The sequence below is a fragment of the Staphylococcus sp. HMSC068G11 genome, assembly GCF_001815825.1.
In the GTDB taxonomy this organism is placed as follows: Bacteria; Bacillota; Bacilli; order Staphylococcales; family Staphylococcaceae; genus Staphylococcus; species Staphylococcus epidermidis.
Map to the genome: position 1 here is coordinate 98,121 of NZ_KV822067.1, position 21,031 is coordinate 119,151.

Consider the following 21,031-nt stretch of genomic DNA (forward strand, 5'->3'; position numbering starts at 1 on the left):
CTTTATAACTCATGATTGATCACTATCTATAACATTTAAAAATATAAATCACATCATCGTAATAACCCTATCAATGCTAAAATAACGATAAGACTAAAGAAAATATAGTCAAATTGTGTAAGTCGCTTTTGATTATTTTTTTGAACAACTACATAGACGATAATCCCCGGAATATAGAGCAACATGGTAAGTAACAAATAATCTATACCTGACGCGTATACCAGCCAAATTGCATAAATAGATGCTAGAATTCCTATAGTCCATTGTTTAGGCGTTGCAGTTAACTTGTGTTCTATTGTATATTTCACCTGATAAAACGCACTGAACATGTATGGATAAAGTATAGCACTTGCCGCGAGAGAAAATGCAAAATGATAAGCACTTTTGGTAAATAGCATGCTAATAAGGAATATTTGAACTAATACATTAGTAATGAATAAGGCGTTCATAGGTGCCCCATTTTTATTTTCTTTTGCAAACCACTTTGGAAACAAACCATCTTTAGCTACAATAAAAGGCAACTCTCCGGCAAGTAATGTCCAACCTAGCCATGCACCTAATACTGAAATAATAAGACCAATATTGACAAATGTTGCTCCCCAATCACCAACAATATAAGCTAAAATTTGTGCCATTGATGGTGCCTCAAGTTTAGAAATATGATTTTGAATTACAATACCTTGTGCTAATACAGTCAGCAAGAAATAAATGAGCAATACTGAAATAAGTCCGATAACAGTGGCAGATCCAACATCTTTTTTATTTTTAGCTCTTCCGGAGAATACAACAGCACCTTCAATACCAATAAACACCCAAACTGTCACTAACATCGTACTTTTAACTTGTGACATCGTATTAGCGAAATGAAATGATAATGATCCATATCCATCCATTCCAAAGAAACCTATCCTGAATGTATTAAAATTAAAGGCTACAATCATACATATAATCACTAATAAGATAGGAATTAATTTTGTAATAGTCACAATACTATTGATTAAAGCAGCCGTCTCAACTCCTTTTAATATTAAAAAGTGCACACTCCACAATAATATTGATGCCACTATGATACTAGGAAATGTGTTGCCCCCTTTAAATATTGGAAAGAAGTTCCCTATAGAAGACATTAATAACGTTGCATATGCGACATTACCTAAAAAAGCTGAGAACCAATATCCCCAAGCACTTGCAAACCCTATAAAATCACCAAAACCCGCTTGAGCATAACTATAAATACCACCATCTAAATCAGATCGTTCATTAGTTAAGTTTTGAAAGACAAGCGCTAATGAAATCATTCCAATAGCAGTAATCAACCATCCAATTATAATTGCTAATCCTCCAGCGTGGCCTCCCATATCAGATTGAATATTGAAAGCACCGCCACCAATCATCGAACCTATAACAAGACCGATTAATGATGTTCGACCTAATCTTTTATCTCCTGTGTCATTCATATTCATTTCTCCTTTAGAAGGAGGGAGTGAAAACGTATATGTCTTTTAAAATACACATATATAGATGTATTACGGAAAGATATAGATGAGTAACGACACATCTTTGATAGTCATTGACCGAAGTTCTATATCATCCTCTCAACATGATTTTGAAAAAAGTTATTTTTATTATGTGACACAATTTGCAAGATTAAATATTCGTTTATTTAATAAAGCATACACGTAATCTTATCCCTATTTATTTTTCTTGTAGTAAATCTAGCCTAAAGTTGCTGCCATCACGGCTTTAATCGTGTGCATTCGATTTTCAGCTTGGTCAAATACTCTAGAATGCTCACTTCTAAATATTTCGTCTGTTACTTCCATTTCAGTTAAGCCATATTTTTCAAAAATATCCTGACCATATTCTGTTTGTGTATCATGAAAAGCTGGTAAACAATGTAAAAATATCGTATTTACTTTACCGGTTAAATTAAACATTTTTCTATTAACTTGATAGTCTTTTAATAAATGAATACGTGTTTCGAATTCACTTTCTTCACCCATTGATACCCAAACATCAGTATAAATAACATCTGCATCTTTAACGGCAGTATGAATGTTATCAGTCATCTTAACTGAACCTCCATAATTAGACGCTTGATCTTTAGCAATATTAAAATATACATCTCTTGGTGTTAATGATGAGGGTGTACAAATACGTACATTTACGCCAAGCATCGCACCCGCCACCATAAGCGAATGTGCAACATTATTACGTCCGTTTCCTACATAAGCTAGGTTGATGCCTTTTAAATATCCAAAATTTTCTTTAATTGTCATATAATCAGCTAACATTTGTGTAGGATGCCAATCATCAGTTAACCCATTCCATACCGGTACTCCAGAGAATTCGGCCAATTGTTCAACAGTTTTTTGGGAAAAACCTCTAAATTCAATTCCATCAAACATTCTTCCTAAAACTTTAGCAGTATCCTCAACAGATTCTTTTTTACCTAATTGAATATCATTTTTCCCTAAGAATTCAGGGTGTGCACCTAGATCAATAGATGCGACTGTAAATGCGGCACGCGTGCGAGTAGACGTCTTTTCGAAGAGTAAAGCAATGTTCTTACCCTCTAAATATCGATGTGGTGTACCTTGTTGTTTATATTTTTTTAACGTCATAGCAAAATCGATTAGACCTTCAAATTCTTCACCTGTGAGATCATACTCTTTTAGCAGTGACTTACCTTTTAAATCGAAGGGTTTCTTGATGTTTTTCATGGGATGTGCCCCTTTCATTTTATAAGTCGCTATCAAATTTAATAGCATAAGTGAATGTATTTCGTGATGCTCAAGCTATATCTATTCAACACCCTATCTTATATCTATAGATCTTCTCTTATTAAAGGTTGACTCATACATCGAGGGCCTCCTCGACCACGTACAAGTTCACTTCCAGGAATTTCAATAACTTTGATACCATGCTCACGTAACAATTGATTAGAAACATAATTACGATCATAAGTTACAACCACACCGGGACGGATGCATAAAGTATTCGAACCATCATTCCATTGTTCACGAGCTCCGTCGATGATATCACCATTTCCAGTTGGTATTAATGTAATTTCATCAACATTGAGCACTTCTTCTAATGTTTGTTTAAGATGACTAGAATGTTGAATTTTGATATCTTCAGCTTTATCATCGTATTCGATAATAAAGATATTCATGTTTCCTTCTGATTTAAGAATTGCTGAATGTGTAGTGAATTTGTCGTAATCAATCATTGTACAAACAGTATCTAGATGCATAAATGTTCGACTAGTTGGAATCTCAATCGCCACCACCTTTTTAAAAGTAGATAACGGATCTTTAAAAATACGTCGTGCTAAACGTTCAATTGCTTGTGCAGAAGTACGTTCAGATATCCCTATTGCAAGTACATCTTTAGATAAAACCAGTTCGTCTCCGCCTTCGATGTTGAATGGGCAGTCACGATCCAACCATAAAGGAACATTCTCATCTTTAAATCTAGGATGATGTTTTAAAATATATGAAATGAAAATCGATTCTCTGCGTCTTGCTCTCCAAAACATGCGATTTACTGTCATACCTTTACCAATTGAAGCTTGAGGATCACGTGTGAAATATAGATTAGGCATTGGGTCAAGATAAAACGGATATTTATCATCCATGTACTCTACAAGGTGTGTCGATTCAAGTTGTATTTCTTCTTTGCGTACGCCAGCCATAATCTTATTAATTAATGCTTGATTTGACAAAGTTGAAAAGAGTTTTTTTATTTCTGTTTCATGCCCTAGGATAGTTTTTCTAGATTCTGCTAAAACGTCATCTATAAATTGCTCTCTGACATTTGAATCTTCTATACTTTGTGCTGCTAATTTTTCTAAATAAAGCACTTCTATTCCTTCATCTTGAAGAACTTGAGCAAAACGATCGTGCTCTTGTTGAGCTACCTTTAAAAATGGAATATCATCAAACAATAATCCATCTAAGTAATCAGGCACTAAGTTTTCTAATTCCTTCCCTGGTCTTTTAAGTAATACCGTCTTTAGTTTCCCGATTTCACTGTTAACTTGAATAGGTCCATTTGTCATACTCATTTCCTCCTTTTCTTCGCTACATTATCAGTATAAAACTGATTAATAACTAAGTTCGTGATGATTATCACATACTAAATGTAAAAAGTTTCGCAACATTTGGTTATTCAATACATAATTATGTTTGAATATACATTACTATTGCATACTTTCGTTGAAAAAATGAATATTTGAGTAATATGAACCTTTACATCTTTATGGATAAAAGTTTTTTATTCATAAATTTGAATACTTAGTCAAATAACAACACTCATATTTATTGAAATAAAAAACACCTGATAAACGATGTATGCGCTTACCAGGTTATATTTATAATACACAACTTTATAAATTTTTATGAATAATTATGATTAAATATTTTGTAATAGACATATTCAGCTATAGACTGGGAATGTGTAAGAATCATAATCGTATCATTACCACTTATAGTTCCTATAATCTCTTTCAATTGTAACTGATCAATATAATAATTTATGCTTTGTGCAAATCCTGGTGTCGTCTTTATTAGTATATACGATTCTTTAATCATAGTGTTAATAATTTCTGTTTTTATGTAATCATTAAGTTTTACTCTTGAGTCTAATTGAGACTGCTGCGTAAGTAATTTATATTCATATTGATTTGCCTTCACAGGCAGGCGATAAATATGGAGTTCTCTTAAATCTCTTGCAATAGTAGTCATGCTATAACGTACACCAAAGTGATCATCAATGTAATCAATAATATCTGCTTTTTTATAAATGTGATTTTGCTTAACAATCATAGTTACTAAATCTTGTCGTTTACTCTTTTTCATTGAATGATCAACTCCTATAGATAATCAATTTATTTTAATTTATAAATTAAAATTTCTTTTTATTTAATTATACTTTATCATTTTATTGTTGATAATTATAAGAATTTTTATGTCGTTTGTGACAAAGTACGTAAACATACATTCAAATTTAAAATTAATTTGTTTATTTAACTATCATTTTATCTATATTTTCCCTTTTATTCTTATTAGGTTTTATATACTTATTACTATGCAGTCACACATACGCTAGACAAACCGTAGTCTTACCTCAAGGTAAAGTAAGCAGCTTTGTATTAGTTGAAAAAATCCTGAAGATTTTAGTTCACTCTTATGATGAAATAAAAAACCTGAGACAGTTAAGTTTGTCTCAGGCTGAGTCGAAATTAAGTCAACACTCATTTCGATTAAGGCTTTAAAGATTGTAAATATTTAACATTACTTCTTCTTTGTTAAGATTCTTTAAAATTCATTTTTAGATACTTGTTAACATATTTTTATTTTAAAACGGTTCGCCTACACGCCAACACTGTCCCATGCTTGACCTACTTGTTGAGCAATACCGTCGCCATATAAATCAAATGCTGCTTGTTGTAATGATGCTTTGGCATCTTGGAAATCAGAATTTGAAGTTAAATAAACAGTTAACGCTCTATAGTAAATTTGTTCAGAACGTTGTTTACCAATACTACGAATTGTGTTGTAAGCTGCTTTGTTCGGAATACCTGAATTCGTATGTACGCCTCCATTGTCAGAATTTGTATAAACAAAATCATTCATATGAGATGGTTGTCCAAAACGCTCTGGATTAGATAAACTTCTTAAGGCATCTCCGCCTACGCCAGGTGTATAAACATCTTCACCCATTAAGAAATCTTCATCATCAACGAAGTAACCAAATACATCTGAAAAACTTTCATTTAATGCACCTGATTGAGAACGGTAAACAAGATTAGCAGTTTGCTGTGTTACACCATGTGTAATTTCATGTGCAACAACATCATTTGCACCAGACAGCGCTGTAAATGTACGTCCATCTCCGTCACCGTAAATCATTTTATCACCAATCCAAGCCGCATTGTTTCTGTTATCTTGACCTTGGAAGTTATTTACATGTGCGAGTGAAATAATTGGGCTACCTTGATTATCATATGATTCTCGGCCGAAAGTATTTTTATAATAGTCATACGTTTCTTTAGCATAATAATTTGCATCTACACCTGCACGTTGTTCATCATCAACAAAATTTCTATCTTTATCTTGCATTAAGTAAGCTTGACCAGTATTCGCATCGTAATTGTAAGCTGAAAGTGTACCTTGTTGAGTTAAATCTTGTAGTGCATAGCCACCGCTGACACTATTAATATTAATTTGTTTCATGTCACCTAGTACACCTTTACCTGTACCTGTAGTAGCTGCTTCTTTGATCATATTTAATTTACCAACTACTTGACCCGTTTCAGCATCAATTTTCACATTCCAATGAGAAATTTTTGGTGAAGTTGTAATAATTTCTATGTTATAAACATATTTATTTTTTTCTCCATCAATCTCAACTTTATTGGTTTTGATGACATCACTTTTTAAGTTTTTAGCTTTTTGACGATCAATTTTTATTGCTTCGAAAGCTTTATCTGTGGCATTTTCTTTACTTATCGATACTTTATTCGTAGGTTGAACTTTCTTAGCATCAGTATCACCATTGACAAGAACTACCTTACCCTCTTTATTCGTATGAACTTTTACTTCTTTGTCGGGTGCATACGTGTTGCCCACTTTCGGTTGCAATGTGTAATGCGTAAATCCTTTGTTATCTTTTTCAGTATCAGTGACCTTATAATCTTTGTAATGATTTTTTATATTTTCAGATTTTGGTAACTCTTTCAATGCGTTAGTTGCTTGAGATTCTTGGGTTACTTTCGCATCGATGTTTTGAGTTGCTGATACTTTATCCTTAGCGTCAACCTCCGTATTGACTAAAGGACTTGCCACAGTTAATGCGGCAATACTTGTAAGTGCGAATTTAGAAAAATTCTTCATTTTATTACCTCCTATAAATTAATGAAAAACAACTTACTATATAATAGTAATTAAAATTTTCTGAAAAGTAAATGAAAATTTCATTTAATTCACATAATCATCACTTATAATTTTTTTGTATAAATAATTTGTACAATACTTTAAAAACTTATGTTAAAATTTTAATTTAGAATTAATGTTATAATACACTTCAGTTAATTAAAATGAAATAAAATTAATTATTATATCAAATAGTTAAAACGTTTCACTTCAAATGTTATATTTTGAGAAATAGATTTAAAAAGTCGTCACTTTCTGAAGAACCAACAATTCTAGAACAATATGGTACGGCGTATTTTTTAAATACAGTTTAGTTTTACGATGTTATATTAAAAACACCCTCCAAGTTGAATATTTTAAATTCTACTTGGAGGGTGTAACGTCACATCTTTATTACTCATTCTCTTCATTTAAATATGAAGTGATAAACTCTATATAGTATTCCACAAATTCTAAATAATTGGTTTTTTCTACGCACTCATTTATTTGATGAGGTCCATTTCCCGGACCAAACATTAAAAATGGAAAATTTTCATCTTTTCCTTTTAATAAGTTAGAAGCATCAGTAACTGCTACAGTAGGAGTAACGATTAAATCTCTTTCGTTAGAAAAATGGCTTTTTGCAATATCAAACCCTAGCTCTACCAAGCGATTTTGACCTGTTGTTACTACAGGTTCTAAATCAAGATAAAGTTCTTGAGTCAAACTAGCACCATTTTGATTTGCTTCCTCGATATACTTATTAAATAACGCTTTAACTTTGTTATTATTATGTTCTGGTATTGTGCGTACATTAAATTCAGCTGTAGCAAAATCAGGTACTGAATTAACTTGTGTTCCCCCTTGAACAATACTATTAGTCATAACAAGTCCTTGAATAAGCTCTTGTGCCTTTTCCTTTGTTATATGGTTAGGTAGTTGACTTCCTAAATTATTTATCATGTTTGAAAAATCTAAGGATTCACCTTTTACTGATTGTGTTATTTTTTCATATTCTTGATTTATATTTTGAATAAATTCTAATAATGGCTTAATAGCATTTTGACCTAAAAATGGTAATGAACTATGTGAAGCACGTCCTTTAGATTTTATTCTAAAGTCCATTGAACCTTTATGTGCATACACCAAACTAGGAAATGATGGTTCCGCAATAAGTAATGCATCTAAATCATCAGCATATCCTTTTTCAAACAACTGTTGCGAACCAGATTGTTCCATTTCTTCACCCACTGTTGCCATGAATTTAATAGTTCCATGTGTTAACTTACCACTTTCTTTAATTTCAATAAGAGCAATGGCTAAAGCTGCTAATCCAGATTTCATATCTGCAGCTCCCCTACCGTATAAATAGCCTTGATCCTCTGTGAGTGTGAAAGGATCATACGTCCAATGATCATGATCCCCCTCAGATACTACATCCATATGACCAGATATTCCTATAACTGGTTGACTTGAACCAACGGTTGCAATTAAATTTGCTCGACCATCTGTAACTGTATCAATATATGAACGAATTCCATACCGATTAAATAGTTTTTCTAAGTACTGTGCAACCTCTAATTCATTACTATTTACAGTTTTTATTGACACTATATCGGATAAGATTTTAACTCTTTCCTCATTAGATAATACGCGCATCGTTATTCCACCTTTCTTAATTTGTAAAACTTTTAATTTAACAATGTAAGTATAACTTTTATTCTATAATGTATCTCATTTATCTATATTGTTTACCTTACAATACTTATATACCATTCATTGTTAAAGTCATGTCTTATATTAAATGATTATAACAAGCACAATGGTTCAGTCATGACATCATGCTTAGACGTTAAACGATAATTCTAGCTTGTAATATATTACTAGAAAATTAAATCTGGAATTTTTAATGTACTTTATAGAATAATTCTACTTACAATAAAAAAAGGATTATAATAAAATATAGTTGATAAAAAGGATGGAGGATATACGCTTTGAAAAAATTTTTAGCTACAATAGTGGTAATCATTCTTATATGTGCATTGGGCTTTTCATTATATGCAGCTATTAACCACCATACAACTTCTAATAAGAACGATCAAAAAATAGAACACAATCGCAAAAACAAACAAAATAATACTTCAAATCAGAATCGTGATACTCATCAACACCAAGATCAAACGCAACCAACAAATAGTGACTATAACAACGATAATCAATCAGGTACTGAACAACCAGCGCAACAACCTAATTACCATCAATACCCAAATAATAATCAACAGTCTGGTTCAAATAAAAATAACTCTTCAGAAAATAACAAACAGAAACCGAATCAGAACAAAACTAATCAATCAGATCATCAACCATCACAATCAACACCACAACAGTCGTCACGACCTAATCATAATCAATCTGATTCACAACAAAATGACAACTCAAACAATAATTCCAACAATCAAAATCATGGAACAAATGATAATCAGAATAAAAATCGTTAATCATATGACAAAGCTTATGCATGTATCAAATTACATTGTGTAAGCTTTTTATTTTTTTATTCGAATATGCTTGAAAATACTATAAAATCGATATAACTAATATGTGAAAAATGTTATATTTTTTCAATACTTTTATAAATTATATTTATATAATTTATAAATTAAGTTAAAATGAAAGTAACTAATCTTATATTGAGGTGTATCATGAGAAAACTGATATCTACCATTATCGTTTCAACACTAATATTAGGAAGTTGTTCGACAATGAAAGACGAAATAGAAAAAGTTCCTGCAAGTCAATACAAAGGTCAAGATTTCCAACCATTAGCTGAAAAAAGTGCTATCGCACATGCGAAAAAACATCGTGAAGAATACGAAAAACTTGGCGAACAATTTTTTAAAGATAATTTTAGCCTTAATGTTAAAGCCACAAATGTTGTAGGAAGTGGTGATGCCGTCGAAGTCTACGTTCATTGCGATGATCATGACATTGTGTTTAATGCAAGCATCCCTTTTGATATGGAATCAATCCATGAAGAAGGCTCCATGCGAAGCAATGATAACGGAGATACTATGAGTGATATGGTAGGAACTGTGTTAAGCGGTTTTGAGTATAGAGCAAATAAGGAAAAAATGGATAACTTAGAAAAATACCTCAAAGATAAAGAAGATAAATATCACTATACTGGATTCACCGATGAAGCAATAACTAAAACTCAAAATATAGGTTATCAAAATAATTACTTTTACATTACTACTAGTTCCACGAAATTACGAGATTATAGAAAACATTTTGAACCTTTAATTAAAGAAAGTAACGATGATTTTAAAAAGCATATGAAACAATTAAAGTCTAAAAAAGATACGTATCTTAATACAGAAATAACGACTACACTTTTCAGTACTCTGGATGAATATGACGAAAAAATCATTAGAAAAAATACTTTATCCATGGCTAAAGAAATGAGAAAAGAGCCATCTATTCCACATAATTTCACATTCCACTTATTATTTAGCAATAACAAATTAGAAATCAACGATCCAAACATAAATAACAATCAAATTAATGAGTATAGGGTGTTCGACCATGACGGATTTAAAAATTAATGATAGGGATATAGCTGAAATAAATGGCTTTTGGGTATATCACAATACTAAAAATAAACAATTTACAGTTAACGGTAAAAAATTCAAAGTAATTGATTCTTACGATGATGCATCCACATCAAATTCTATAGTAGCAGTTGGTGCTAACTAAGATGTATATTAATAAAAAAGATGTATGTGAGCACACTTTTCACATACATCTTTTTTATCTTCATTCTTTTATATGATAAAAATTAAAATCACTATGTTTGTTTAAATGATAAAGCAATGAACAAATCAAAGTATCAATCATTGTTTACCTAAAGATTATCCAATATTTGCAATTGCTAGATTTCATGTCATTTCTGGATCTGAGAGTGAATATTTTTCTAAGCGCATACCTTTTGTAAAAGATATGCCACAATATATCACGCCATCAATTTTAAATTTAATTACTAATTATAAATATTGACCATTTTCTAAGCGGTTAAAGTACCTTAAATAGCTTAAGTTATTTTTACAGAATAGAAGAATGTTAATGTTTGATAATTAAAAAAGTTAATTCTAGAAATTTTAAAATCTCTAGAATTAACTTTACTCAACTTTTTTATATCTCATTGATATTTATCTTAGTGGAATCTCATACCACCGTCAACGATGATTGTTTGGCCAGTAATATAATCTGAATCGCTACCTGCTAAGAAGCTTACTACATTAGCTACATCTTCAGGTTTAGACAAGCGTTTTAAAGCAATTTGATCTGTAAATTGTTTCCAACCCCATTCCATTGGTTGGTTATTTTCCTCAGCAAGCTTTTCAGCGATACCTTTCATCATTGGTGTTTCAACAATACCAGGTGCGAATGCGTTGACTGTAATATTTTTCTCAGCTAAATCACGTGCTGCTACTTGAGTTAATCCTCTAACAGCAAACTTAGTACTACTGTATAGAGATAAGCCTGCATTACCTTCAACACCTGCTTGAGATGTGGCATTGATAATTTTACCGCCATGTCCTAATTTATCAAATTGTTCAATTGCAGCTTGGATGCCCCAGAATACACCACCTACGTTAACACCTACAACTTGATTAAATTGTTCAGGTGTTACTGATTCAATTGGTGTCATTGGACCAAGACCAGCATTATTAACTAGGACATTTAAATCGCCAAAGTGTTCAACGACTTGATTTAACACACTAAATACTTGATCACGATTTGAAACGTCTGCTTTAAAAGCAACTGCTTCTTGCCCTTCTTTTGATAATTTTTCAGCTGACTCTTTAGCTACCGCTTCATTAAAGTCTACAAGCGCGATGCTATATCCATCTTCAAATAGACGCTCAGCAATTTTCAAGCCAATACCTTGTGCTGCACCTGTAACAACGGCTACTTTTTTTGAGTTACTCAACAAAACCACTCCTCAATATTTCTTAAGATTATATATTTAAATTATCATAATTTGTGCAATTTGATGTGAAAATATTGTGAATAAATGCACAATTTTATTAACATTTAATTTTCAATGTTTATCTATTGCAATTAATTAAATTACAAGAAGTCGCAATATTCCAAATTCCTAGTTCTCAATTTTATTTTGTTTTTAAAGAATTTGTTAAAATTTCTCAACTCCATTTACATGTATCTACATGTATGTTAAAAATAGTTATGTAAGCGTATTACAAACAACAAGGGAGGATTATATTATTATGTCAGGTATCGTTGAATCATTACATAACGCTGTAAACGCTGGTTTACACGTAAAACAAGATTGGGTAGACATGGGATTCGGTATTGCAGATACAGTTGCAAAAATCGTTGATCAAGTTTTAAAATTTGTTTAATTCAAAATAGCATATGAAACCTCATTGTTTCTAAATACCATAAAACAAGGCTGGGATACATTCGTGTCCTTGCCTTGTTTTATGGTATTTATAGATGCTAATTAAGTTGAACAAGTGACTATACTGTACTATTCATCTTAAAATATTAATTCTATAACCTTTTTAGAATTTATCATTTTAGTCCTCTATTTCTCTGACAAAATCATTTATTCTAATACTCCACCATCATACTGGACCATTAACTTTCAATCTTAAGCGAACTGATTTCCACATGGTTTAAAGTGAAGCAATTTTTATTATAGATATTAATTTCATCTCTTTACCACTTAATATATATCGAACTCAAATCTAATTTAATTCAAATTTTACTTTTTAATAATTGATGTCTACTATCTCTAAAAATATAACTGAATTATAAATATCGACTTCTTATAATTGTAATTAAGATGATGGTAAAATTTTTCACGTTTTCCCCATATTGATTGTGTTCAATTTTAATAATAGAATTAAAGTAAATTATTGAAGCGTTTTCTCAAAGTTTATATAGAGAAGAGTGATTAATCGTGATTGATAGACAAATCAAACTCATCAAATTGTTATTAAATTATACAGATACGTATATAAGCGGCCATGATATTGCCAAACAGTTAAATGTATCTAATAGAACTATTCGTAATGATATTAAAACTATACATACTACATTTCTAAATGAATTAATTTTAAGTGTACAATCTAAAGGTTATCTGCTAAATACATGGCTTTATACACCTGATGAGATACAATCTGCTTTAGAATCAGTTATTGTAAAAGAGAATAAATTACTTGTCACAATTGCTTATAGGTTATTTATGGAAAAGCATACATTCACTATTAAAGAGCTATCTTCAACTTACCATTTAACAAAATCAAAAGTGATTGATTATATAACACGTATACAAACGTGGGCTATAAAATTTGATATTTATTTATCAATTAAAAAGAAGCAAGGTATCATGATCGATGCGAGTACAACGAGTATCAGTAATGCTGTACTTCATATCAACCAACTTACAGACGATGACTTTAAAGTTGAAAAACTTATTTTACAAGAGTTACCTCAAGCCCATACTAGAAAAATAAAACAAATTATCTCAAAGCATATAAATAATCATCAATTATCAACTTCTGAAAATAAAATACAACAATTACTTGTGCATCTAATTTTAATTATTAAACATTCTCAACCAGAGGAAGAAGATTGGAGCACTGATACAGAATCTTTAACTATTGCGAAAAAGTGTATAAAAGATATCAACGAAACGCTTGGATATCAACTTAACAATAAAACAAGCGAATGCTTTTCCTTTTTTATTAGCTACCATTACAATAAGTTTGATTTAGGGGTCCAACAACTATTTATCCAAAGTTATATCGATCGCCTCATTGAATTAATGGAGCAGCATATTGGTTTTCCCTTTTCACAAGATACAATTTTAAAAGATAATATGAACGTCCACTTTAGTCGTACATATTTGCGATTAATGCGTCATGTGTATCTAAATAATCCATTAACAAGTCAAATTAAACGACTATATCCCTTTGTCTTTAATACACTATATGATAGTATTCGACAATTATCACAAGATACAAATATCCAATTAAGTGAAGACGAGATTGCCTTTTTAACTATACATTTTCAGTCTTCTATCGAACGTCATAAGTCATCACATATTCATGTTGTAATTGCTTGTTATTATGGTTTAGGCATCTCAACGTTACTCGCTGAGAAAATCAAACAACTTAATCATGCAATACAAATCGTAGATACATTAAAACTTGAAGATATTAACGACTATCATTTTGAAGGGATTGACTTATTAATTACTACTCAAGACTTTGATACAAGTCAACTTTTACAAACACCTAAAGTCATACAAGTATCACCTTTATTTTCAGATGACGATGCTAAAAAAATCGAATTCTTTATAAAAGCCATGCAAAACCCATTATCAAAAGATGATATATTATCAAAAATTCAGTTGAGTGTTGAGTCCAATTTCAAACTGAATCATTCAAATCACATTCTTCCAATTTTTGAGAAATCCAAAGAAATTTTAGATTATCATCATGCAACTCTAGATGGCTATATAGAAAGTGCAATAGATCGCGAAAAACAATCCTCAACATATATAGGTAAAGGGATAGCACTCCCGCACGGCAACCCTGAAAAAGTACTAAAATCACACATGATTATATTTAAACCTTCTCAACCTATAACATGGAAACAACATAAAGTTAAACTTGTTTTCTTTTTAGCAATGAGTAAAAAAGATTTAAATATTAACCGTAAAATTATACAAACAATTGCTCAATTAGAAGAAGATGACATCCATCAATTATGTCTTTTAGATAATTTACAACTAAAAAACACTTTGTATGCACGTTTTAAAGAATAATTGCCACTATTGACGGCAATTATTCTTTTTTTATGCTTGAATGTATGCGTTTACAATTATTGTTAGGAAAAGGAGCGTGCATACTATGAAAATACTTGCAGTTACATCATGTCCAAATGGAATTGCTCATACATATATGGCTCAAGAAAAATTAGAACAAGCGGCAAAAGATATGGGCGTTGATATTAAGGTTGAAACTCAAGGAGGCGTCGGAGCAGAAAATGTGCTCACTTCTAAAGAAATCAAAGAAGCTGATGGAATCATCATTGCTGCCGATAGACAGGTAGATTTATCAAGATTTAATGGTAAACCTCTCATCAATGAAAGTGTACGTGAAGGTATTCATAGACCCAAGGAATTAATACAACGTGTGATTGACCAAGATGCACAAATTTACCATGATCAAAATATTTCTACAAATATGTCTAGAGATCAGGAAGAATCTCATAAAAGTAATATTCAAATGGTGTATCAGCATTTAATGAATGGTGTATCCTTCATGGTGCCATTTATCGTCGTTGGCGGTTTACTCATAGCTATTGCCTTAACTCTTGGAGGACACACCACTCCAAAAGGATTAGTTATCCCCGAAGATTCATTTTGGAAATCTATTGAAAATATTGGTAGTTTATCGTTTAAATTTATGGTTCCCATCCTTGCAGGTTATATCGCGGTGAGTATTGCTGATAAACCTGGTCTTGTTCCAGGTATGATTGGTGGTGCCATTGCTGCAGATGGTAGTTTATATGGAAGTGAAGCAGGAGCCGGTTTCCTTGGTGGTATCGTCGCAGGTTTCTTAGCGGGCTATATTGCAAAATGGATTAAACAGATTAAAGTTCCTAAAGCTATGGCCCCTATTATGCCTATCATCATTATACCTATTCTATCTTCATTAATAGTTGGTCTCATTTTTATATTTGTAATAGGCGCACCAATTTCGAATATTTTTGGTGCATTAACATCATGGTTAAAAGGAATGCAAGGGGCTAACATCATTATTCTTGCTCTTATTATTGGCGCGATGATTGCTTTTGATATGGGAGGTCCAGTTAACAAAGTAGCATTCTTATTCGGTTCTGCATTAATTGCTGAAGGCAACTACACTGTGATGGGAATGGTTGCTGTTGCAGTATGTACACCACCGATTGGTTTAGGTTTAGCAACGTTTGTTCGTAAACACCAATTTAATAAAGCAGAACAAGAAATGGGTAAAGCATCATTTACGATGGGATTATTTGGTATCACTGAGGGAGCAATCCCTTTTGCTGCACAAGATCCTCTAAGAATCATTCCAGCTAATATGATTGGCGCGATGTTCGCTTCAGTGATAGCGGCCATTGGTGGTGTCGGTGATAAAGTTGCTCACGGAGGTCCTATTGTCGCTGTACTAGGTGGAATCAGTAATATTTTATGGTTCTTTGTAGCTGTTATTGTCGGAAGTCTAGCAACCATGTTGACAGTCTTGTTATTTAAACGTCACACCCTTGCTACAGCAAAAAGCAGTAGTGGAAATGATACTTCTGTTGGAACTGACAATGTATTTTCTGATGACCAATCTACTAATCACACTACACAATCCTCACATCATATGGTGTTCGATAAATCACTCATTGAAATTACCAAGGAACCAATGACAAGAGATCAAGCGATTGATAGATTACTTACAAAGTTATGCCATCGTCATTACATTACGAATATAGAAGAGGTAAGAACCGCAATCCTTAAACGAGAAGCTGAGTCAACAACTGCTATCGGAATGAACGTTGCAATACCACATGCTAAATCTTATGCAGTTAAACGTCCTATCGTCGCTGTATTAAATCATAAAGCAGGTGTAGAGTGGGAAAGTCTAGATGAATCAAATCCTCAGCTCATTTTCCTTATAGCAGTTCCCAATGACAATAACGATACACATTTAAAACTGCTACAACGTTTATCACGAACGCTCATGAAAGATAATACGCGTGATGAGTTAATTCATGCTCAAAGTCGTGATGAAATATTTAATATTTTAAAAGAGATATAAAGGAGCGTATGACAAATGGTACTTTTTCTTCAACCCGTATTTCAAGAACGTTTATGGGGTGGCACCAATCTCACTCAATTTGGTTACGATATTCCGAATAATTCTACGGGTGAATGCTGGGCAATTTCCGCACATAAAAACGGTCCCAACACAATTCTTAACGGAAAACATAAGGGGAAATCTTTAAAACAAGTTTGGGACGAGGATAAAGCACTTTTCGGAAATGACTCACGTAAAGATTTTCCACTCCTCACTAAAATTCTAGATGCACATGATCGTTTGTCAGTACAAGTACATCCTGATGATGAATATGCACTTAAACATGAAGGCGAATACGGTAAAACTGAATGTTGGTATATTTTAGACGCTCAACCTGGTGCTGAAATTATCTATGGTGTTAATGCTACAAGTAAAAATGAACTTGAACATATGATTGATCATCATGAATTCGACTATTTATTTAAACATGTACCTGTTAAACCGGGTGACTTCTTTTATGTACCAGCCGGTACAGTTCATGCTATTGGTTCCGGAATACTCATTTTGGAAACCCAACAATCCTCAGATACAACATATCGTATATACGATTATGACCGAAAAGATAAAAATGGTCATACGCGTGAATTACATTTAAACCAAAGTAAAGATGTTATTGATATCACTACAACTGAACCTAATACAACACCTAAGACTGAAATGATAAATGGCAATCAATACACTCAATTTGTTGCTAATCATTTCTTTACGGTTGAAGAATGGTCTATCAAAGACATATTAGATTTTCAAAAACCACACACTTATTGCTTAGTGTCAATGATTAACGGCCACGGGCAAGTTTCAATCAATAACGAAGTATATAAAATCGATAAGGGTGATCATTTTATTTTAAATTCTGAAGATCAATATATTAACTTTGTTGGTAATATGGATATAATAGTCAGTTTTAGTAAAGATGAGGCATCTTAAATAAACGTGTTGCATCAATTTTTAATTTAAATCAATTGAATAAAACATCATGTTACTTGAACTGACTTAATCATAGATTTTTCTTTCATATAAGAGAAGCATCGATAATTACAACTGTGCCTGTTTCTATAGCAATAAAATCTGTCACTGTTAAACTTAGGATAAACAAAAACGGTTATCCACCTTCTGTTAAGGTGAATAACCGTTTTTTAACTTATCTTTCTAAGATAAGAACAATACAACATGTTTTCCTGTAAGTATCATTTTAAATCATACTGTTCTGACATTAATTAAGTAAAATCGTTGATCTTTATTCAGTTACTTTACTTTCGTCAGCTTTTTCAGCAATTTTACGGATAATAGGGTCAGTCACAGGTTTCAAGCAATAACCTACAACCATGAATCCAATTCCGAATAAACCTAAAATAATCACTTTCGTAATCAGTATCTCTGGAACTATACCTCCAACTGTTTCACGTAATGCGTCGATAGAATACGTGAATGGTAAATATGGAGATATCGCTTGGAAGAATTCTGGCGTTGTTTGAATTGGGAATGTACCTCCTCCACCAGCAATTTGTAACACAAGTAAGATAATAGCAACAGCCTTACCAGGGTTACCTAACAATGATACAGATGTGTAAATGATCGAGTTAAATACGAGTGAACTAAACACGGCAACAGAGACAAATAATATCGGTGATTCTATCGATGCTTTAAGGATAACTAAATCACCGATAGATACTATTAATGCCTGTATGATACCTAATAAGAAAAAGAAACCAGATTTACCAAGATACACTTGTCTCTTCGTCATAATAGGTTGTAAGTGTTCGTGTTTGTTATCCACAGATAATAAGCTAACCATTAATAATCCTCCAACCCAAATAGACAATGCAGTATAGAATGGCGTCATGCCAGAACCATAATCTTTTACTGGGAACACATCTGTCGTTTTTTTATTAATAGGGTTAGCAACAATATCTGCCTGTTTCTTCAAATCATTTTTCAGTGTATCTATTAACTTATCTACAGCATCATCTTTATCTAACTTTTTGAAGATTTTATTTGCTTTTTTCAAGTCTTTCTCAACATCTGGCAATTTATTTTCTGAGAAATCGGCAAGCGAAGCAAGTGCTTCTTTAGCTTGAGGCTGTTTCTCGTTTAATAAATCTACAGCATTATCATAACGACTAAATAAAGATGGTATTTTTTGGTTTACAGACTGTGTTACATTGGCTAATTCTCTCTCTAATCCAGGCAAGTCATTACGTACAAAGTCTGCGGCTTTCGCGACATCTTTTTTAGCTGTTGGGAAGTAAGCCTGTGCAGTTCTCATTGCTTTTATATATGCGTTTTCGATCGCTGGCAATGCAGTTTGAATCGTATCAATTCTCTTTTTACCGCTATTTAAAATATCTTGACCAGCGTTAATCACTCGGTTAATAGTATTTAATTTAGACTGGATTGTCGATAATGTATTTTGACCTTTATTAAGTTGATCAGTAATCTCATTAGAAACAGCTAGTAAATTACGATTAAGTTCTTTTTTAATGTAATTTCGTAATGTATCTAACCTTTTATTTAAGTTAGGTAAGTCACGTAATACATTGACTGCTTCTAATTGTCCAGAGCTACCATTTGACAATGCATCTATTAATTGATTGGTACTTTTTAAATTATCGTTAATGCTATTGTTTGCTTCTTTCACTTGCTTAATTTCATTAGATAAATCAACATGTTCACTTTTTTCCAACTCTGACAAGATATCTATAAATTGTTGATTATACTTAGATGCGTTTTCTAAGCGTGATTTTATATTTTTTAATGGTTCTTTAAACTCTGATGGTTTATCTGAAGCGATGACACCATATGCTATATTTTTTAATGACTTAATGTCTTGTTGGGTAGCTTGTGCTTGTTGATCAGTTTGATTAGATAATGATAATAAAGCTTCTGTTAAAGCTGTATTCATTGATTTTACATCACTGTTAGATAAAATGTTATCACTGTATACGGGTTGATTCTCACCTGATTGACTCACAGGTACTGTTTTAATGTTTGAATGACTCTTCCCTTCCGAATGAGATGATTTTATAGCGCTTTGGGGTGTAGTTGATGCTTGATTTCTTAAATTTTGATTTGCTTGGTTGTTCACATCTTGAGCGCGGCCCGCTGCTTCTTGATAGTCTCCCACTCTCGCTTTAGCTTGAGTCAAATAACCTTTTGCATCATTTAACTGACCGCTCGCTGCATCAATACCTTCACTTGCAATATCAACACCTCTATTGATTCTAGGGAATTGTGCTGGAACATCATTAGCAGCAACATTTAAAATTCTTTCAATATTAGGCATGTAGCTATCAAGTGCAAGAATCAACTTAGCCCTTTCATTAAGCGCCGGAATAGACGAATTAACAGCATTAAGTTTTTCTTGAGCATCTAATACATTCCCTTTATACTTTCCTAAACTTCTAAATTGATTAGCATAAGCATCCAAATCATCTTGATGTTTATTTAGTTCAATAATCTTGTCTGCAAATTGATTAATTTTAGGCAATGAATTATTAGCTTGATATACAGCACTCTTAATTTTATTGATTGTAGGTACATTATCTTCAATTGATAGTCCGACTTTGTTAGCTTCAGAAAGTAAAGCGGTTGCTACGGTTTTGTTAAATTGTTTATTTGCTTTATCAATCACAAATGACGATCCCGTATCAGTTAATTTAGCTGCTACGGCATTAATCTTCTGATTTACTTTAAAATCTATATCCGCCTTTTGAGGATGTTTTCTTAAAGTACCAGTGATTTCATGTGTAAATTTCTTCGGTATATAAATACCTGCATAATACTTTCCTATTTTAATTTCATGGTCAGCTTTTTCTCTACTCACAAATTGCCAGTCAAAACTATCATTCTTTTTTAAAGTTTTGACCATTTTATTTCCTACATTAATATTCTTACCACGAACTTTTTCACCTTGGTCTTCATTCACTACGGCAACTTTGATATGTCCTGTATGACCATAAGGATCCCACATAGCCCAGAGGTTAAACCATGCATAGAATGAAGGAAGAATTGCTAAACCAGCTAAGATGACCCATACACCTGGTGTTTTAGCAACTCTTTTTAAATCCGTGATAAAAAGTTTTAGTGCGTTTTTCATTTTCACACTCCTAATTATCATTATTCTTTTTTATTGTAATACATTTCCGTACAGATGATTACTTAAATGTGCATATTTTTTTGCTTACGTAA

General features: G+C 32.1%; 15 protein-coding genes. 7 read left to right on the plus strand and 8 right to left on the minus strand.

Annotated features, from left to right (window positions below; all coding sequences use genetic code 11):
• Nucleotides 1-53: 53 nt before the first annotated feature.
• The 6 genes from arcD to HMPREF3058_RS03380 form a co-directional block, all read right to left on the minus strand.
• On the minus strand, nucleotides 54-1,457 hold the full coding sequence (arcD, locus tag HMPREF3058_RS03355) for an arginine-ornithine antiporter (RefSeq protein WP_002490916.1): 1,404 nt from the start codon (nucleotides 1,455-1,457) through the stop codon (nucleotides 54-56).
• Nucleotides 1,458-1,715: 258 nt separating this feature from the next.
• Nucleotides 1,716-2,723 carry an ornithine carbamoyltransferase gene (gene argF, locus HMPREF3058_RS03360; protein ID WP_002490889.1) on the minus strand — a complete coding sequence of 336 codons (1,008 nt, stop codon included), beginning with the start codon at nucleotides 2,721-2,723 and terminating at the stop codon, nucleotides 1,716-1,718.
• A 104-nt stretch (nucleotides 2,724-2,827) separates the two neighbouring features.
• Nucleotides 2,828-4,063 carry an arginine deiminase gene (gene arcA, locus HMPREF3058_RS03365; protein ID WP_002446960.1) on the minus strand — a complete coding sequence of 412 codons (1,236 nt, stop codon included), beginning with the start codon at nucleotides 4,061-4,063 and terminating at the stop codon, nucleotides 2,828-2,830.
• 337 nt (nucleotides 4,064-4,400) lie between these two features.
• Nucleotides 4,401-4,862, minus strand: coding sequence for an arginine repressor (locus HMPREF3058_RS03370; RefSeq protein ID WP_002486840.1), 462 nt, complete (start codon nucleotides 4,860-4,862; stop codon nucleotides 4,401-4,403).
• Nucleotides 4,863-5,375: 513 nt separating this feature from the next.
• Nucleotides 5,376-6,899, minus strand: a complete 1,524-nt coding sequence (locus HMPREF3058_RS03375; RefSeq protein ID WP_002499477.1) for a M4 family metallopeptidase — start codon at nucleotides 6,897-6,899, stop codon at nucleotides 5,376-5,378.
• Nucleotides 6,900-7,331: 432 nt separating this feature from the next.
• Nucleotides 7,332-8,576, minus strand: coding sequence for an ArgE/DapE family deacylase (locus HMPREF3058_RS03380; protein WP_002490903.1), 1,245 nt, complete (start codon nucleotides 8,574-8,576; stop codon nucleotides 7,332-7,334).
• Between the two features lie 335 nt (nucleotides 8,577-8,911).
• Between HMPREF3058_RS03380 and HMPREF3058_RS03385 the strand changes: the two genes are divergently transcribed.
• From HMPREF3058_RS03385 to HMPREF3058_RS11635, 3 genes are all read left to right on the plus strand, one after another.
• A complete protein-coding gene (locus HMPREF3058_RS03385) occupies nucleotides 8,912-9,415 on the plus strand; it encodes a hypothetical protein (RefSeq protein ID WP_002490914.1) in 504 nt (167 codons plus the stop codon).
• Between the two features lie 204 nt (nucleotides 9,416-9,619).
• Entirely contained in the window at nucleotides 9,620-10,522 is a 903-nt protein-coding gene (locus HMPREF3058_RS03390) for a DUF1672 domain-containing protein (protein ID WP_080033768.1), read from the plus strand.
• The gene (locus HMPREF3058_RS11635) at nucleotides 10,503-10,673 is read left to right on the plus strand and encodes a hypothetical protein (RefSeq protein ID WP_002456749.1); all 171 of its coding nucleotides are present in this window, start codon (nucleotides 10,503-10,505) and stop codon (nucleotides 10,671-10,673) included. The genes HMPREF3058_RS03390 and HMPREF3058_RS11635 overlap by 20 nt, the downstream gene beginning before the upstream one ends.
• 457 nt (nucleotides 10,674-11,130) lie before the next feature.
• On the opposite strand, the gene HMPREF3058_RS03395 is transcribed toward HMPREF3058_RS11635, so the two are convergent.
• Entirely contained in the window at nucleotides 11,131-11,910 is a 780-nt protein-coding gene (locus HMPREF3058_RS03395) for a (S)-acetoin forming diacetyl reductase (RefSeq protein ID WP_001831826.1), read from the minus strand.
• Between the two features lie 298 nt (nucleotides 11,911-12,208).
• On the opposite strand from HMPREF3058_RS03395, the gene HMPREF3058_RS03400 reads away from it, so the two are divergent.
• The 4 genes from HMPREF3058_RS03400 to manA all read left to right on the plus strand — a co-directional run bounded on the left by HMPREF3058_RS03400 (nucleotide 12,209) and on the right by manA (nucleotide 17,770).
• Complete coding sequence (locus tag HMPREF3058_RS03400; protein WP_001831873.1) at nucleotides 12,209-12,343, plus strand: beta-class phenol-soluble modulin; 135 nt, start codon at nucleotides 12,209-12,211, stop codon at nucleotides 12,341-12,343.
• A 563-nt stretch (nucleotides 12,344-12,906) separates the two neighbouring features.
• Nucleotides 12,907-14,778, plus strand: coding sequence for a BglG family transcription antiterminator (locus HMPREF3058_RS03405; protein WP_002490854.1), 1,872 nt, complete (start codon nucleotides 12,907-12,909; stop codon nucleotides 14,776-14,778).
• 85 nt (nucleotides 14,779-14,863) lie between these two features.
• Nucleotides 14,864-16,804, plus strand: a complete 1,941-nt coding sequence (locus HMPREF3058_RS03410; protein ID WP_002490869.1) for a fructose-specific PTS transporter subunit EIIC — start codon at nucleotides 14,864-14,866, stop codon at nucleotides 16,802-16,804.
• A 15-nt stretch (nucleotides 16,805-16,819) separates the two neighbouring features.
• A complete protein-coding gene (gene manA, locus HMPREF3058_RS03415; protein ID WP_002490850.1) occupies nucleotides 16,820-17,770 on the plus strand; it encodes a mannose-6-phosphate isomerase, class I in 951 nt (316 codons plus the stop codon).
• 310 nt (nucleotides 17,771-18,080) lie between these two features.
• Here manA and HMPREF3058_RS03420 read toward each other — a convergent pair whose 3' ends face one another.
• Entirely contained in the window at nucleotides 18,081-20,939 is a 2,859-nt protein-coding gene (locus tag HMPREF3058_RS03420; protein WP_002490844.1) for a YhgE/Pip domain-containing protein, read from the minus strand.
• Between the last annotated feature and the right edge of the window lie 92 nt (nucleotides 20,940-21,031).